This is a genomic window from Bacillus proteolyticus (assembly GCF_001884065.1).
GTDB classification, from domain to species: domain Bacteria; phylum Bacillota; class Bacilli; order Bacillales; family Bacillaceae_G; genus Bacillus_A; species Bacillus_A proteolyticus.
In genome coordinates this window covers 84,244-103,683 of record NZ_MACH01000055.1, presented here as the reverse complement: position 1 = coordinate 103,683, position 19,440 = coordinate 84,244, and the positions used below count along the sequence as shown (strand labels likewise).

General features: G+C 36.8%; 7 protein-coding genes. 5 read left to right on the top strand and 2 right to left on the bottom strand.

The window, feature by feature from the left end; genetic code table 11:
• The first annotated feature begins 3 nt into the window (after positions 1-3).
• The 3 genes from BAQ49_RS08530 to BAQ49_RS08520 all read left to right on the top strand — a co-directional run bounded on the left by BAQ49_RS08530 (position 4) and on the right by BAQ49_RS08520 (position 2,251).
• A complete protein-coding gene (locus BAQ49_RS08530) occupies positions 4-876 on the top strand; it encodes an aldose 1-epimerase family protein (RefSeq protein WP_071744970.1) in 873 nt (290 codons plus the stop codon).
• 69 nt (positions 877-945) lie between these two features.
• Positions 946-1,332, top strand: coding sequence for a reverse transcriptase-like protein (locus BAQ49_RS08525; RefSeq protein ID WP_000573871.1), 387 nt, complete (start codon positions 946-948; stop codon positions 1,330-1,332).
• A 13-nt stretch (positions 1,333-1,345) separates the two neighbouring features.
• The gene (locus BAQ49_RS08520; RefSeq protein ID WP_071744969.1) at positions 1,346-2,251 is read left to right on the top strand and encodes a DMT family transporter; all 906 of its coding nucleotides are present in this window, start codon (positions 1,346-1,348) and stop codon (positions 2,249-2,251) included.
• 2 nt (positions 2,252-2,253) lie between these two features.
• Here BAQ49_RS08520 and BAQ49_RS08515 read toward each other — a convergent pair whose 3' ends face one another.
• Positions 2,254-2,514, bottom strand: coding sequence for a DUF6123 family protein (locus BAQ49_RS08515; protein ID WP_063224108.1), 261 nt, complete (start codon positions 2,512-2,514; stop codon positions 2,254-2,256).
• A gap of 182 nt (positions 2,515-2,696) precedes the next feature.
• On the opposite strand from BAQ49_RS08515, the gene BAQ49_RS08510 reads away from it, so the two are divergent.
• Positions 2,697-3,257, top strand: a complete 561-nt coding sequence (locus tag BAQ49_RS08510; RefSeq protein WP_071744968.1) for a cysteine hydrolase family protein — start codon at positions 2,697-2,699, stop codon at positions 3,255-3,257.
• 34 nt (positions 3,258-3,291) lie between these two features.
• Here BAQ49_RS08510 and BAQ49_RS08505 read toward each other — a convergent pair whose 3' ends face one another.
• On the bottom strand, positions 3,292-4,152 hold the full coding sequence (locus BAQ49_RS08505) for a GNAT family N-acetyltransferase (protein ID WP_071744967.1): 861 nt from the start codon (positions 4,150-4,152) through the stop codon (positions 3,292-3,294).
• Positions 4,153-4,274: 122 nt separating this feature from the next.
• Between BAQ49_RS08505 and BAQ49_RS08500 the strand changes: the two genes are divergently transcribed.
• Entirely contained in the window at positions 4,275-19,307 is a 15,033-nt protein-coding gene (locus tag BAQ49_RS08500; RefSeq protein WP_071744966.1) for a CLIPPER-2 domain-containing protein, read from the top strand.
• Positions 19,308-19,440: the final 133 nt, after the last annotated feature.

The window sequence follows — 19,440 nt, the reverse complement described above, 5'->3', positions numbered from 1 at the left end:
TTCATGACAGCAACAATTCAAAATGAAAAAGTGATCGTTTCCATTTCTGACAAAGGTGCAGAATTACAAAGCGTTCGCTTAAAAGCAGATAACACTGAATACTTATGGCAAGGCGATTCTACTTACTGGGGACGCCGCGCACCAATTTTATTCCCAATTGTCGGCCGATTAGTAGATAATACATACTACGTAGATGGTAAACCATATTCTTTAACACAACACGGCTTCGCTCGTGATCTTACATTTTCTGTAAAAGAACAAAGTGAAACGAATATCACTTATATTGTTACTAGTAATGAAGAAACATTAAAAAAATACCCATACGAATTCGAATTACTCGTTTCTTATGAAGTAGACGAACAAAATATACATGTTACATATGAAGTAAATAATCCTACTTCAAAAGAGATGTTCTTCTCAATCGGAGCACACCCTGGTTTCAACTTCCCCTTATTAGAGGGCGAATCATTTACAGATTATTATTTATCATTTAATGGTTCTGAACGCTTAGAAACAAACGTATTAGAAGGACCTTACCTTTCAAGTAAAAAGCAATTAATCGCTGAAAATACGAATGAATTACCACTTACATACGATTTATTCAAAAATGATGCGCTTATTTTTGAAAATATGAATACGAATGAAATCTCTATTCGTTCTCATAAACATAATAAATTTGTAAAAGTAGAATTTGACGGCTTCCCATTTGTCGGCGTATGGACACCAGGCGAGAACGCACCTTTCTTATGTATTGAACCTTGGTACGGGATTGCTGATGAAATAAATCCAGCAAAAGATTTTAAGGAAAAAAAAGGGATTCAATCTTTACAAGCGAATGAAACATTTACATGTCGTTATAGTCTTACAATCGGCTAAGTACTCTATCCCCTACTTCAAGGAAACATATAAGTAGGGGATAATCTTATAATTTGGAGGTTTCTCATTTTGATTGAAGTATATATTGATGGTGCATCAAAAGGAAATCCTGGTCCTTCTGGTGCAGGCGTGTTTATTAAAGGGGTTCAACCAGCTGTACAATTATCACTGCCCCTTGGGACAATGTCCAATCATGAAGCAGAATACCACGCTTTACTTGCAGCATTAAAATATTGCATGGAGCATAATTATAACATTGTCTCTTTTCGTACAGATTCACAACTTGTCGAGCGAGCTGTTGAAAAAGAATACGCAAAAAATAAAATGTTTGCACCACTATTAGAGGAAGCACTGCAGTACATAAAAAGTTTCGATCTCTTTTTTATTAAGTGGATTCCAAGTAGTCAAAATAAAGTCGCTGATGAATTAGCTAGAAAAGCTATCTTACAAAATTAACGGGGGTATGAGTGTGAAAAAAGATTGGATTGCTCCTCTTGCTTTATTATTTGTCTCTTTTATTTGGGGAGCTACGTTTGTTGTCGTTCAAAATGCTATGTCTTTCGTTGGTCCATTTACTTTTAATGGTATTCGCTTTTTATTCGCTGGAATTATTTTATTATTCGTTCAAATGATTTTCTCGAAAAAATCTTCAAAACAAGATATAAAACAGAGTAGTCTCGCCGGATTAATCGTTGGATTCTTTTTATGTGTTGGCTATGTATTACAAACATTCGGCTTACTTTATACAACTTCTTCAAAAGCTGGTTTCTTAACAGGGCTTAGTATCGTTATGGTACCAATTTTATCTTTTATCTTTTTAAAACAAAAAGCTACCATTTTTATCGTACTTGGTATTGCTGTAGCAACAGCAGGTTTATACTTATTAACGGCTGGTGATTCTTTTCAATTAAACATTGGAGATATACTCGTTCTCGGTTGTGCTGTTGCTTTCGCTGCCCATATTCTTGTTAACGGCTTCTTTTCTAAGAAAATATCACCTTTATTGTTAAGCACGTCGCAAGTATTAGCTGTCGGTATGTTTTCTTCTATTTGCGCCTTTTTGTTTGAAGATTGGGAAAAAATATTTTCAGTAGCACTATGGACGAATTCTTCCTTTTTATTTGCTCTATTTCTAACTTCCCTATTCGCGACATCCATTGCTTTTTTCATTCAAACATCGGCACAAAAACATACGTCTCCAACGAGAGTAGCAATTATTTTCGCAATGGAGCCCGTTTTTGCTGCCTTAACAGGTGTTCTCGTTGCAAATGAACAGCTTTCTATTTCTGCCATTATCGGATGTCTATGTATTTTCCTAGGTATGGTTTTTGTTGAACTACCTTCCAAAACAAAAAAAGAAGCGCGGGCTGCGTGAAGTTACGCTTGTAACTTCCGCATAAAAGCCTTAGCGCTTTTTTTATCTGTAATTTCTTCTTCTTTCAATCGTTCTAATAACGCAACAAAATAACTACCATCAAACTGGAATTGATGCTTAATCGTCGCTTCTATTGCTGCATTCACAATTCCATCAGACGCACCGGTGTATCCCTGTCCGAACATAATAAACCCTTGTGCTTCCTCTGATAATTTAAATCCTTTCGTATGTAAGAATGAAAGATAATCTTCTACTGTTTGCATGATATTCCCACCTACTCAAAAATTCTCCATCTCCTATCATACATGTTTTTACACGCTATGAGAATGAAATTTATTTGACAACTTTGTAAATCTATTGTCTACTCCGTAGACAATAGAGGATTTCCTTACAATATAAAAGAATATGTAAAGTGGAATTTATTTCATATTAAAGGGGATATCGAATGAAACAAGCACTATTAATTATCGATGCTCAGCAAGAATTAATTGATGGAAATAAACAAGAAAATGAAGTTTTTCGTAAAACCGAGCTATTATCTACACTAAATACAGCCGTACAGAAAGCAATAGATTCAAATGCCCTTATTGTTTTCGTAAGAGATATTGATGTCGCTTCTGGTAGCGGCGTGGGATTTGAAGTACATAATCAAATTAAAGTACCTCAGTCTGCAATCCTTATTAATAAAGCAGCAACAAATTCATTCTATGGCACTTCTTTACTTGAACTTTTAAAAGAAGAAAAAATTAATCATATTGTTATAGGTGGATGTAAAACAGAACATTGCATTGACACCGCAGTTAGAACAGCTACTGTACAAGGATTTGACGTTACATTAATTAAAAATGGTCATTCCACAACTGATTCTGACGTATTGTCTGCAGAGCAAATTATTGGTCATCATAATAAAACTCTACACGGTCATTATAATGTTGATCATTTTTCTATGGTGAGAGATATCGAGGAAGATCTCTTTCAGCCAACTCACGACCAATATCGTGATTAACGAAAAAGAATCCTTCGTTCAGAAGGATTCTTTTTTATCCAAAAATTTGTGCCGCAATACTATATAGCTCATTATTCCTTTTTAATAATTTATCGCTATTTTTCATCATAATTGGTGGTGTATTAACCTTTTTAAAACCAGTAATCTCTAATTCTTTCATGAAATCTTTCTTTCCTTCTGGTACATCAATTCTTAATTTACCATGATACTCTCTTGCTAAATAATGTACAATCTTCATTGCCATCGCATCATTTCTTGCAACGACTGGTCCTATTATTTTATTTTCTGGTGTTTGTATACTTAAACCGTAACCTAATACATTTTGTTCCTTATCCTTTACAACAATACACTGTTCACTTTGCATAATTCTTTTCGTTAAGAACTCTTCTCTATTTGTTCCAAACGCATACTCATCTAATTTTATTATTTCTTCTAAATCACACTCTTCATAATTCATCATATAATCTTCATTTCCTACACAATAATCATTCCCATTGTACGAGTTACATATGTATTTAGAAACATAGCTTACTGCTCTAAATCCTAATTTTTCATATAGAGGCTTTCCCTCATCCGTAGCAATAAGCATAATGGGAGTTTGAACCGATACGCTCTTAATGCATAAATTCGTTATCGCCTTTCCAATCCCTCTTCCCTTATAATCCGGATGTACAATCACCATTCCTATTGACGCTAACGCCTCTCCGTATAATATAATTGCAGCGCTTGCAATAAGTTTTTTTCTCTCATTCCATACGCCATATACAATACCTGAGTTAAAAATCGTTTCAACTTCTTCTCTATTATAATCCCAACCAATATAAGCAGATAACGCTACAATGTCCTCTATTTCTTCTTGCCTAAGACGCTCTACCCTCATTTCCAATTCAATCATTCTCCATCTCCTTATCTAGACATTTGAATCATTCTTTCCAAATCAACTTGTACATGTTTCCCTTTATCTGTCACACACATATCCTATTTTGACCAAGACTATAATATAAATGAGGTGACAACATGCCCATTACGAATCGATTTTCTACCACCACTAACGGCGCACTCGCTATTACAGGAAACACTCTCGGCTTAAGTAAAATTAGTAATCAAAACCGTGCTGGTACAATCGGGGCAATTGGTGCATTCGTAACTACGAATACTGCTTTACAAGTAACTACTTTTCCTGCTGGTACAACATTAAACTATACACAAAATAGTTCTACCGCTATTTTGAATATCCCTGCTGGTAGTACTATCCTTTACGCAGAACTTGTTTGGGGAGGAAACTATTTATCTCGTGATCAAAACATTACGAGTTTATTAGGAAACCCCGTTTCTTTTACAACACCTGTGTCAACATACTCAATTACCCCTTCAGCTGTTACAGCTTCAAATCAAACTTTCGTTTCTGGATCTGTCACATTTGGATTCTATACACGGTCCGCAGATGTAACATCCCTCGTTCAAGCTGGAGGATCCGGCTCTTATACAACTGGCTCTGTCCCTGGACTTGTTGACCCTTTAGATGCTTCTAACGGGGCTATCAATTCTTCTGGATGGACGCTCATTGTCGCTTATCAAAACGGTTCCTTACCCGCAAGAAATTTAACAATTTATGTAGCTGGTAACCGTGTTTCTGTAGAAACTGGTAGTGCCGATGTATCAGTCTCAGGATTTTTAACACCTTCAGGAGGACCTGTAAGCGGTAGATTATTTTTAAGTTCTACTGAAGGGGATGCTGATTTAACTGGGGATCAAGCATTATTTGGACCAAATTTCAGTTCATTAAATGCATTATCTGGGCCAAATAATGCTGTAAGTAATTTCTTCGGTTCTCAAGTTAATAATGCCGCCGGAAATTTGGATACAACGGGGACATTCGGAACACGAAATCAAAGCGCTTCTACAAGTACAAATATCTCTGCAGGAAGGCAAGGTTGGGACATTACTTCTATTGATATTTCTCCTTATTTAACAAACTCTCAAGTATCCGCCGCAATCCGTTTAACAACTAACGGAGACGCATATATGTTAAATACAGTCGGTTTACAAATCAACATAAATTCACCTAACATACAAGCAACGAAAAGCGTGAATAAAAGCGTCGCTGCAATTGGAGATGTCCTCACTTATACCGTTACTATCCCTAATACCGGGCTTCTTCCCGCCAACAACGTTATTTTTATAGATAATCTTCCTACCGGTACTTCCTTTATACCTGGCACTGTAACGGTAGATAACGTACCACAAACAAATGCAAATCCTGCTGCTGGTATATCTCTTGGAACAATTAATAACAGTGCTTCTCGTACAGTAACTTTCCAAGCGACTGTAGTCTCTCTTCCAAACCCAAATCCGATTTCTAACACTGCTAATATTACATTTCAATATACACCAATTGCTGGAGGAACAACCTTTAATGGTCTTGCAACAAGCAACTCTGCCGGAACACAAATTAACCTCGCAGATATTAATGGTACAAAATCAGTTAACAAAATTTTTACCGATATTGGCGAAACGTTAACTTACAGTATTGCCTTAGCTAATATAGGAAATATCACTGCAACGAACGTTATATATACAGATCCAATTCCAAGCGGGACTACTTTCATTCCAGGGAGTGTAACTGTTAACGGGGTTACTCAAGCAGGAGCAAATCCTGCTACTGGTATAGCAATTGGATCTATTGCTGCAAATTCTACTACCACTATTTCATTCCAAGTATTCGTTCCATCTATCCCCCAAACAAATCCAATATTAAATAGTGGTACAACAACATATCAATATACTCCTGTGCCAAATCAACCGGCAGTAAGCGGTACTGATACGACGAATATTGTATCCACTCAAGTGAATAATGCTACTGTAACAATGACGAAAGCAGTAGATAAAAACTATGCAGATATTGGTGATACACTAACGTACACCGTTTCCTTTACAGGTACAGGTAATACGAATGCGAACAATGTTATTTTTACAGATGTCATTCCCACTGGCACAACTTTTGTTCTAAACAGTTTAACAATTGATGGCACGACACAGGTGGGCTCAAATCCCGCTAACGGTGTGAACATTGGATCAATCCCAGCTGGCACAACAAAAAATATTTCATTTCAAGTAGTAGTAAATACAATACCCGCGTCAAATGTCGTATCTAACGGATCAAGTGCTTCTTACCAATACACCGTCAATCCTAGTCAATCACCCGTTACGAAAAATATTTCTTCTAATCTCGTTTCTACTCAAATTAACAATGCGAATGTAACATTAACAAAATCAACAAACAAACAATTCGCCACAATTGGCGAAACGATAAGTTATACAATCCTTATTACAAACAGTGGAAATACTGCTACAACTAACGTACAACTAACAGATCCACTTCCAAATGGAACGATATTGACTCCTGGTACTGTAACACTAAACGGAGTTTTGCAAAATGTAGATTCTCTCGTTGCTTTACCTATCGGCACAATTCCTGCCGGAGCTACTTTTACCCTTGCTTTCCAAGTAACAGTCATCAATATTACCGCCCAAAACCCTATCATTAATAATGCTTTCGCTTCTTATCTATATACTGTAAATCCAAGTCTGCCACCAACTTCAAAAACAGCAAATTCTAATTCTGTTACATCAACAATTAGACTAGCAAACCTTCAAGCTACTAAATCTGTAGATAAAACATTTGCGGAAGTTGGCGATATTTTAACTTACACTTTTTCTCTTACAAACAATGGAAATGTTACAGCGAACAATGTATTACTATCCGATTCAATTGCGAATGGTACTTCCTTTGTGCCAGACAGTGTTATAGTTAACAATGTTGCTCAACCAGGCGTTACACCAGCTAACATCAATATTGGTAGCATCAATGCTAATACTACAATTACAGCTTCATTCCAAGTAGTAATAACTAGCATTCCAAACCCAAATCCTATTTCAAATAACGCTTCCATTTCCTATAACTTTATCGTTGATCCAAACGCTTCACCTGTAAGTAAGAACACTACTTCAACCACTACATTTACTCAAGTAAACGATGCAAATGTCATTTCAACCAAAACAGTGGATCGAGCGTTCGCTACTGTTGGAGATGTATTAACTTATACTATTCTTTTAATGAATGCAGGAAGTGTTACTGCTGATAATCCGACTTTTGTAGATACAAATCCAGATGGTACTACCTTTATTCCAAACACTTTCCTTATTAATGGTGTACTCCAAAATAACGCCGATCCAAATGTCGGTGTCCCGTTACCTTCCATTCCTGCTAACGGCTCACTTACCGTCTCTTATCAAGTAACTGTCACCTCTTTCCCAACACAAAACCCAACAAGAAATTCATCTAGTACACAATATAGTTTTATTTTAAATCCGGGCGACCCGCCAACTATAGAAACATCTTTAAGTAACACTGTAAGTACACAAATCAACTTAGCAAATGTAGTTATTGTCAAACAGGTAGATTTAACTATTGCAGATGTTGGGCAACCGATCACATACACAATTGCCCTAGCTAACCCTGGAAATACTTCAGCAAATAATGTAGTCGTTACCGATATACTCCCTCCTGGTACGACTCTCGTACCAAATAGTATTTTTATAGGCGGTGCTTTACAGTTAGGTGCAGATCCAAGTGTTGGTCTTCAAGTTGGTACTATTCCAGCAGGCGGCATTACAACGATTGTTTTCCAAATTAGTGCAAATAGTTTACCTTCACCAAATCCAGTTCAAAACAGCGCTGCACTTCAATATAGCTTTATCGCAGATCCAATTTTACCTGCTGTTGTTAGAAACGCTACTAGTAATATAGTAACTACACAAATTAATACTGCTAATATTGTTGCTACGAAACTAACGAGCACAAATTTCGCTGATGTTGGAGATGTCATAACTTATGCAACGATTTTAACTAATAACGGCAATATCCCTGCCTCCAATGTAATGTTTACAGATATCATTCCAGCTGGTACTATCTTCCTTCCTAATACTGTAACGATTAACGGTGTCCCTATAGCTAATGCAAATCCTGCTAACGGCATTTTAATTGGTACGATAGGAGCGAATTCATCACGTACTGTTGCATTCCAGGTTTTTGTACCAACTATTCCTGCGGTAAATCCAATTACGAATCAATCAGGCACTACTTTCCAATACACATATGACCCATCTAAACCAGCTGTAATGCAAATGGTAGCTTCTAACACTGTACTGACAACTATTAATACCGCTACGATTACCTCTGCAAAATCTGCAGATAAACAGTTTGCGAACGTAAATGATATTATTACGTACACAACTACTTTAGCGAATAACGGGAACACACTTGCATCAAACGTGATATTTACAGATTTAATTCCAAGCGGGACATCGTTTATTCCTAATAGTGTAACAGTAAATGGGAATATACTGCCTAATGTAAATCCATCGAATGGAATAGCAATTGATCCAATAAATCCGAATGCAAATACGATAATTTCGTTCCAAGTGCAAGTAATTTCCATCCCGAATCCGAACCCAATCCCTAATCAAAGTAATACAGCATACGAATATGTCGTAAATCCTAACTTACCTCCAACATCCGCCAATGCGTTAAGTAACGTAATAACAACTCAAATTAATAACGCTACAATCGTCGCTACTAAGTCAGTGAATACACCGACAGCTGCAATTGGAGATATCGTCACCTATACGATTGCAGTAACAAATACAGGTAATATCCCTGCTAGTGCAACTGTTTTGACGGATGGACTTGGTGCAGGAGCGTCATTTATCCAAAACTCCGTAACTATCGATAATGTTCCACAACCAGGATTAGATCCATCACTTGGTGTTCACTTAGCAGATATTTCACCAGGAGATACTGTATTCATTACTTTTCAAGCACAAATTTTAGCCATACCACCTAGTGGCACATTAACAAATAATGCTCTTGTAAATTATGAATATACCGTGAATCCAAACCAATCACCTGCTGTTAGTAGTACAATTACAAACACAACGGTTACTCCAATTATTGATGCTACTCTATCTATAAATAAAACTGTCAATTCAACATTCGCTACTATTGGAGATACACTTACTTTCACTTCTACCATTACTAATTCCGGTAACACTACCGCAAACAATGTTATTTTTACAGATTTAATTCCAGATGGTACAACGTTTATTCCAAATAGTTTTACAGTAAATGGAACAACCATTCCTAATGCAAATCCACAAAATGGTATCAATATCGGTAACATAAATTCAAATGCATCAGTTATACTCAGCTTTCAAGTAAACATTACAACGATTCCAAATCCTAATCCAATCCCTAATAAATCATCGGTTCAATATAGTTTTATTGTAGATATTAATGAACCACCTGTTTCACGAACAGTTAAATCCAATAAAACTTTTACACAAGTAAATACTGCTTCCGTTATCGCAACAAAAACTGCGAGTAGTGCATTTGCTGCTGTTGGAGATACAATTACGTATACAACTACCCTCACTAATAGCGGAAATACTACTGCAAACACGCCTGTTTTTATCGATATATTACCACCTGAACTTTCATTTGTTCCTGATAGCGTACAAATTAACTCCATCCCACAACTTGGATTTAGGCCAGATAGCGGGATTTCTTTAGACTCAATTCCAGTTGGAGGAACGACAACAATTAGTTTTCAAACTATCGTTGGCTCAATACCAGCTACAAACCCAACATTGAACCAATCTAGCACAACGTACTCAATCATTGTTGACCCTACCCAGCCACCGGTGACAGAAACAGCTACAAGTAATCCAACTTTAATTCAAATTAACGAAGCAATCATTCAAGCAACGAAAAGTGTGGATCGACTATTTTCTGACATCGCACCTGGAAATTCATTTTTAACGTATACTGTTTTGTTAGAAAATATAGGAAATACAACTGCTACTCATATTACTTTTACAGATTCGATTCCAAATAATACAGTATTTATAGAAGATAGCGTTCGAGTAGGCGGGGTTTTATTACCTGGAGTAAATCCAGCGAACGGAATACCAATTGGGGATATTATTGCGGGAGATTTTATAAACGTCACCTTCCGTGTGCAAGTAGTTAGCATCCCAAATCCTATTTTTACAATCGGACCCGGAGGACCAAACTCACCGGTTGTAAACGGCGCTTCTATTAATTATCAATTTATGACAGCACCTAATTTACCACTTGTTTCACGAAATACGTCATCTAATTCTGTTTCGACACAAATAAATTCTGGGGAAATTGCACTCGTTAAATCTGTAGATAAAGCTTTCGCAACGATTGGCGATACCATTTCTTGTACAATCACATTAAGTAACCCTGGAAATGTCACTTCACAAAATATAATTTTCACGGATATTTTGCCTGATGGAACGACATTTATATCTGGCAATCTTGTAAATGATTCTGGTGCGCAGCAAATTGGAAATCCAGCGAACGGAATTCAGATTGGAAATATAAACCCTGGTAGTACGGTTTCTATTACGATAAACGTACTTGTAGCAAACATTCCAAGTATAAATCCAATTTCGAATTTTAGTTCTGTACAGTTTGCACATGTGGTCGATCCTAGCCAGCCTGCTGTATCACAAACGAATGTATCTAATACGGTTTCAACAAAAATTAAGAGTGCTATATTAACAACTACAAAAAGTGCCGATAAATCCATTATTTCTGTCGGAGATACAATTACGTATACAACTACTATTACAAATACAGGAAATACACCAGCAACGAATATAACATTCACAAGCGCTATCCCAGCTAGCACTACATTTATAGCAAATTCAGTCACAATAAATGGAGTTCAGCAGCCCGGGGCGCAGCCAGCACTTGGAGTAAACATACCCAATATCGCTCCTGGCCAAACAGTAACTGTTACTTTCCAAGTAAATGTTATTTCTATTCCTCCTTCAAGTTCGATTATGGGTAGTGACACAATTTTATATTCTTATACCGTTGATCCAAGCGGTGCTCCTGCTACTACTTCTACTTCAACGAATATCGTTACAAACCCTGTACTAGATGCTATGATAACGATGGCAAAATCAGTCGATCAAACACTTGTAACGCTAGGTGATACTATTACCTATACGACAATTTTAACGAATAGCGGGAATACAAACGCTACGAATATTACGTTCACTGACCTTATTCCAGACGGCACAACGTTCGTTTCGGATAGTGTCACAATAAATGGCATCACACAACTTGGCCTTAATCCTAATACAGGTATTACAATTGGATCAATTGCTCCTAACAGCTCAATAGCAATAGCATTTCAAGTTACCGCTACTTCTACCCCTGTTCAAAATCCAATCGCAAATACCGCTACTGCTTCCTACACATTCATCGCTGATCCAAATGCGCCAATTGTATCAAGAACCGCTACTTCAAATACAGTGTTTACTACAATTAATACAGCTACCATCCTTTCATCAAAGCAAGTTGATACATCATTTAGCCATATCGGAGACATACTAACTTATACTGTTACTTTAACAAACAACGGAAATTCATCCGCACAAAATGTTATATTCACAGATACTGTGCCGAACGGAACTACATTTATTGCAAACTCATTTTCTATTAATGGTATTCCTCAAAGTGGCGCGAATCCAGTGAACGGTGTAAATATTGGGCCTATAACAGCTGGAACTACAGTAAATGTTTCCTTCCAAGTAAACGTAATCTCCTTACCAACCGAAAACCCAATTGTAAATTTCTCATCAACATCGTACCAATTAGTCTCACCACCTGATGCAGAAACTTCGATTAGTAATCCTGTTTCAACGCAAATTAGAGAAGCCATATTATCCATGACGAAAAATGAAAGTGTATCTTATACAGATATCGGGCAAACTGCTTTTTACACTACTTCTATTTCGAATATAGGGAATACCGATGCAACTAATATTGTATTCACAGATGTATTACCAAGTGGACTCACATTTGTTCCTAACACATTAACTGTTGATGGTGTTTTACAACCTGACGCGAATCCGAATACCGGTGTATTACTTGCAACACTTCCCCCAAATGAAATATATAGTATTGTCTTTCAAGTTACAGTGAACATCATTCCACCTATTAATCCAACACCGAATACAGCATCCACGGATTATGAGTTTACTGTTGATCCAAATAATCCTCCCGTTTCAAGTACAGCTACTTCTAACACTACGCTTCTTCAAATAAACAATGCAACTATTATTAGTACAAAAACAGCAAATCTTACTTTTGCAGATGTTGGTAATACAATAACATTTACACTTAACCTTCCTAATACAGGGAATGTGGCTGCAACTGATGTAACTATTATCGATATTCTTGATAGCAATTTAAGTTTCGTTCCAAATAGTTTTACAGTTAATGGGCAAACCATTCCAAACGCTGATTTATCTACTGGTGTAAATATTGGTTCAATTATTGGTGATAATGCGGCAATCGTCACATTCCAAGCAACTGTTACTACACTTCCAACACTTAATCCAATTTCTAATTCCGCTTCTATCACATATCATTATGTCGTTAATCCTAACCTGCCACCTATTACAACTTCTAATCAATCTAATACAACATCAACACAAATTAATAGTGCTATCCTTACTGCACAAAAAAATTCAAATGTGTCAACAGTAGATATCGGGCAAGATATTGTCTACACCGTTACAATTACAAATAGCGGAAATGTTAGTGCAACGAATGTTATTTTTACCGACCTTATTCCAGACGGAACTTCCTTTGAACCGAATAGTTTTACACTTAACGGAACTAGCATCCCAAATGCAAACATCATTACAGGTGTTCCAATTGGTGATATCGCGCCAAACGAATCTGTCATCGTAGCATTTCATATTAATGCCAATGAAATTCCGCCCATAAATCCAATTACCAATCAAGCTAGCGTTAGCTTCCAGCATATCGTTAATCCGGCTAATCCACCTGTTTCAAAAAATATTACTTCTAATAGCGTTACAACAAAAATTGAAAGTGCTATTTTAAACACTATTAAAATAGGAGATAAAGCTTTTGCAACGATCGGTGATACGATTACGTATACAACCACTATTACGAATACAGGAAATATCTCTGCTAACAACGTTGTTTTCTCAGACCCTATACCGACATGGACACAATTTGTTGCAGGATCAGTCATTGTTAATGGCACTTCATTACCATCCGCTTCTATCATTGACGGTGTTGGCATAAATACAATAACTCCAAATCAAATCGTAACAATTATGTTCCAAGTGCAAATCGTAAGCAACCCAACAACATTCACACCTGAACTCCAAAACTTAGGATTTGTTAACTTCCAATATAACGTAGGAAATGCATTACAAGCACAGCCTGGAAATGTGGAAACGAACGTCTTTGTTACTTCTATTAATTCAGCGATACTTTCGGCCGTAAAAACTGCTAATACAGCCTTTGCAAATATCGGTGACACGATCACTTATACAGTTTCGATTCAAAATAGCGGCAATACAAACGCTACGAATCTAAACTTCTCAGACCTGATTCCAGCAGGAACGACCTTTATTCAAAATAGTTTTGCTGTAAATGGAAGTACCATTCCAGGTGCAAATCCAAATAACGGAGTTAATATCGGAACCGTTAGCGCAAGTAGTTCCTTAACTGTTACTTTCCAAGTCATAGTTACATCTACTCCACCTTCAAACCCAATTACAAACGTAGCATCTATTCAATACGCATTTATTGTTGACCCGGCAGCCCCTCCTGTTACAGGCACAATAAATTCTAATAGCGCTTCAACACAAATTAATAACGCTACTGTTACTACTGTTTTAGAAGCAAATCGAACAATCGTATCTATCGGAGATGTAATTACGTATACAGCAACATTAACAAGCACTGGAAACTTTCCTGCAAATTCTGTATTACTCATTAATGGAATTCCTGAAGGGGCATTATTTGTTCCAAATAGTGTTACGTTAAATGGAATTTCACTTCCAGATGCAAGTCCAACGCTCGGTATTCCAGTTGGTATTATCGCACCAGGTGATTCTGCTACTATTACGTTCCAATTTCTTGCAAGTTCTATTCCACCGCAAGGGGCAATAATAAATCAAGCCATTACAAGTTACACGTATATTGTCGATCCGAGTCAACCTCCAGTTACAGCAACATCCTCATCTAATACGGTGACTACAGCTGTCGTTGATGCATCGTTATCCGCAATTAAAAATACAGATTCTCTCGTACAATCTACTGACGGTACAATCACTTACACAGTAGTCGTTCAAAATAACGGAAATACAACTGCAAATACAGTTACTTTAACAGATTCGGTCCCAGAAGGAACTGCATTTATTCCTAATAGCGTGATCATTAATTCTGTATCAGTTCCTGGCGCCGATCCAAACGTAGGGATACCATTAAACTCCGTCGCGCCGTCAGAAATCGTCACCGTCACGTTCCAAGTTATCGTTCAATCCATTCCAAGCGTGAATCCAATTTCTAATACAGCCCGTATTGACTATACTTTTATCGCCGATCCAAACGATCCTATCATCTCTCGAACAATTACTTCTAATCCGGCATTTACACAAATTTCTGATGCCACAATCCTTTCTCTAAAAGCTGTCAACGCACCACAAGCAACCGTTGGAGATATTTTAACTTACACCGTAACACTAGAAAATTCCGGAAATATTCCAGCTTCTAATCTCATATTTTCAGATACTATTCCGCAAGGGACTACGTTTGTAGAAAATAGTTTTACACTTAACGGAACTACTATACTTGGCGCAAATCCAAATGTAGGTGTCACGCTTCCTAACCTTGCAGCAAACGCTACTCACCTTATTTCGTTTCAAATTCTTATTAATAATTCATTCTCGCAAGATTCTATTACAAATCAATCCAATACAACATATACAATTCAACCAGATCCAAGCCAGCCGCCAATTACTGAAACCTCTACAAGTAATATCGGCATTACGAACTTCGTGCAAGCACAATTGACAATTACAAAAGCCTCCAACCCAATAACTGTAGATATTGGTGGAACTATACTTTATATTTCTGAAGTGAATAATATCGGCAATGTTGACGCAATAAATACTATTTTTACAGATTCTATTCCAGCTGGGACTACATTCGTTCCAGATAGTGTTACAGTTAACGGTGTCCTGCAGCCAGGTGTAAATCCAGAAAGTGGAATACCGATTGGAACGATTTCATCAAACAGTTCCAAAACGATACTATTCCAAGTGCAAACAAACAATCCACCTACTGAAACCGAAATTATAAATCAATCTTCTGTAACTTACCAATATGTAAGTATTCCTACAGCTCCACCAGTGAATCGCTCTGCAAATTCTAATATTGTTACAACATCGATTCAAAATGCAAATATTATTTCTGTTAAAGCGGCGGATGTAACTTTTGTATCCATTGGGCAAATTATTACCTACACAAATACACTACAAAATATAGGAACCGTTCCAGCTAACAATATTGTGTTCATTGATAACACTCCAGAAGGTACTATATTCATTGAAGATAGCTTAACAATAAATAATGTGATTCAGCCTGGCGCGAATCCAGAAAACGGAGTAACCCTTGGCACGATACAACCAAATGAAACAGTCACTATTTCATTCCAAGTACAACTTACAAATATACCGTCCGGCAATACGGTCATTAACATTTCAGACACTTCGTATGAATACCAAATTGACCCTAGCTCTCCGATTATTCAGCGTAGATCGTTATCAAATGCAGTAAACACGGAAGTACGGACGGCAAATGTTAGTGCAATTAAATCCGCCAATAGATCCATTACACGTATCGGTCAAATCATCACATATACGGTCGCAGTTACAAACGCTGGTACAGTACCTATTACAAATACTCTCCTAATTGACGCAATTGCAGCTGGCACCACATTCGTTCCAAATAGTATCCTTGTAGATGGCATACCAAGACCTAACGAAAATCCAATTACCGGAATCACCCTTAATATTATCCTTCCAAATAATACGATTATTGTTACGTTCCAAGTAAATGTAGTCTCTATACCTTCTCAAAATAACATTAATAATATCGCCGTCATTCACTATGAGTATCAACCAGACCCAAGCTTACCACCAATTTCAGAAACGACCTCTTCCAATACTACAAATATACAATTTATTGATGCTATTCTTATCGCTACAAAATCCGCTAATAAAGTATTAGCTAATATTGATGAAACCATTGAATATACAGTAGTCATTCAAAATAACGGATCCACTACAACTAACTCCATCTTTTTTACAGATACTATCGAGGATGGAACAGTATTTATTCCGGGAAGTGTACTAGTTAACAATACTGTACTTCCTGCAGCGGACCCTAATATCGGCTTTTCCATTCCTAATATCGCATCAGGTCAATCGACAACAATAACATTCCAAGTTTCCGTTACGAATTTACCTGCTGTAAATCCAACACCTAATACTGTAAACATCGTCTACGACTTTATTTTCAATCCTGACTTTGCACCAATTCAAAAATCTACTACTTCCAATACTACTTTCGTTCAAATTAATGACGCTGATATCGTTTCACTGAAAACTGTTGATTTAACTTCTGTAACGATTGGTGACATTTTAACTTATACAACAACTTTAACGAATACAGGAAATACGGATGCTACTGCTGTTGTATTTACAGACAATATTCCTGATGGAACAACCTTTATAGACGGTAGCGTTTTAGTAAATAACATTCCGCAGCTTAACGCCAATCCAAGTACCGGTATACTTGTAGGAACGATTGCTCCTGACATTTCTATCCCAGTCACATTTTCTGTTACCGTCGTAGCTCTTCCGGCTAGCGGTCGCATTCAAAATCAATCACCTTCCCGCTATACAATAAACGGGGAAGAACAAATATCGAATAGTAATATTACCTTCACTGAAGTTATTTCTGCTAATGTAATTGCGACAAAAACAACGCCAATCCAATACGCTGACCTACAAACTATTATCCCTTATACAATTTCCATCATAAATAACGGAAATATACAAGTGGAAAACATTATTGTTACAGATATCATTCCAGCAAATACGAGCTTTATAGAGAATAGTGTTATTGTGAATGGCAACGCTCGTCCAAATGACAACCCACTTAGCGGTATACTAATTGATAACATTCTGCCTAATACGACAGCAACTATTCTATTCCAAGTACGGGTTACTTCCATTCCGCAAACAAATCCAATCTTTAACACGAGTACAATTGAATATGAATACACGGTACCAGATAGGCCACCTATTACCGAAACTATTCTTTCATCAGCTGCCGTAACAGAAATTCATCACGCGAATTTGAATAGTAATAAAGCTGTTAACCTTGCATTTGCAACGGTCGGTGATACGTTAACGTATACGATTACACTAAATCAAACTGGTAATATTTCAGCAAATGATATAATCATTCAAGATATTATTCCTCAAGGTACTACGTTTATAGAAAATAGCGTCATTGTAAACGGCGAAACTCTTCCGGGAGTGAATCCAGTAAGCGGCATACCAATTGGTACTATAATTGTAGGTGGAAATACTATCGCTTCATTCCAAGTAACTGTAACTTCTATTCCAACACCAAATGAGCTCAACAACAAAGCAATTACTACTTTTAACTATATAGTCAACCCAAATAATTTACCTGTTGCAAATACGACTACAACAAATACTGTCACAACAACTGTTCAAAATGATAATGTCGTTGCCATAAAATCTGTTAATGCCGCGAATGCATTACCTAGTCAAACTTTAACGTATACAATTACAATTACTAATAGTGGTAATGTAACGATTGAAGATCTTCTGGTCATAGACACCGTACCAGTAGATACAACCTTCGTTACTAGCAGTGTTACGATTAACGGAATCAATCAACCGAATGCGAATCCTGAAAACGGTATTACATTAGGAAACCTTGCTCCTAATGAATCTGCTATCATTACGTTCCAAGTAACAATATCTTCTTCGACTCTTCAACCTACAATTAATAACAATGCTTCTGTTTCCTATACTGTTATCATTGATCCAGATGAACCACCTATTACAATTACAAAGCAAACAAATACCGTTACAACAACACTAATTGAGCCAATGATTAGCATTGAGAAAACAGCCGATAAATCTATTGTCGTTATAGGAGATATTATTACATTCACATTAGAGATATTTAATCACTCCCCAATTCCTACAGTAAGTACTTCCGTTTTAGATATGATTCCAGCTGGTACAACATTTATAGAAAACAGTGTAACAATTAACGGTACTCCGGTTCCAAATATCCGACCAGACACTGGTATTAATATTGGTTCCTTGGCTGCAGATGGAGTAGCAACTATAACATTTCAAGTTCTCGTAACTTCTATTCCTTCAAACAGTACAATTATCAATTCTGCAACAGTTACAGTCGCTTTCCAATTGACACCACAGGATCCGATTATTACTTTCATTGTTAATTCGAATATTGTTCGTATACCAGTTCAATTTATAACTGCAACAGTCACGAAAACCGCTTCCGTCAGCTCTGCTTATTTAAACCAATATTTTGACTATACGGTGCGTATTACGAATACTTCTGAGATTTCACTTTCAAATATTTCGTTACAAGACACCATTCCAGCAGGTTTACAATTTATGAACGGTACGGTCTTCATTAATGGGGAACGCTCTCCACTAGCGAATCCGAATATCGGTTTCCTAGTCGCTACTAATTTGGAACCGAACGAAACAATTATCGTGTTATTCACAGTACAAGTGATAAGTCCACCTATTAATAATGAATTTAAAAACACAGCAAACGTTTCTTTACAACTTCAAGTCTCGCCTACCGATCCACCAATTACAGTAACCGTTACAAGTAACGAAAACATCGTCACCTTTATTCCAGAAAATCCAGATGAAACACTTCCAAATTTAAATTGTTTCTTTGACGGTGAACGTTTTATACGCATTACTCCTCGGAATATACGAAACTACTTTTGGACTTGGATTTGGTGGCGGTAATCGAAAAAATAAAAAGCTTGTAGTTTGATAATATTCAAACTACAAGCTTTTTTCATTCTACAGACTACACTTCCTCTTTTAAAACGAATTCATCACACCACCTAATACTTGTACAACTTATGCAAAGAGAAGA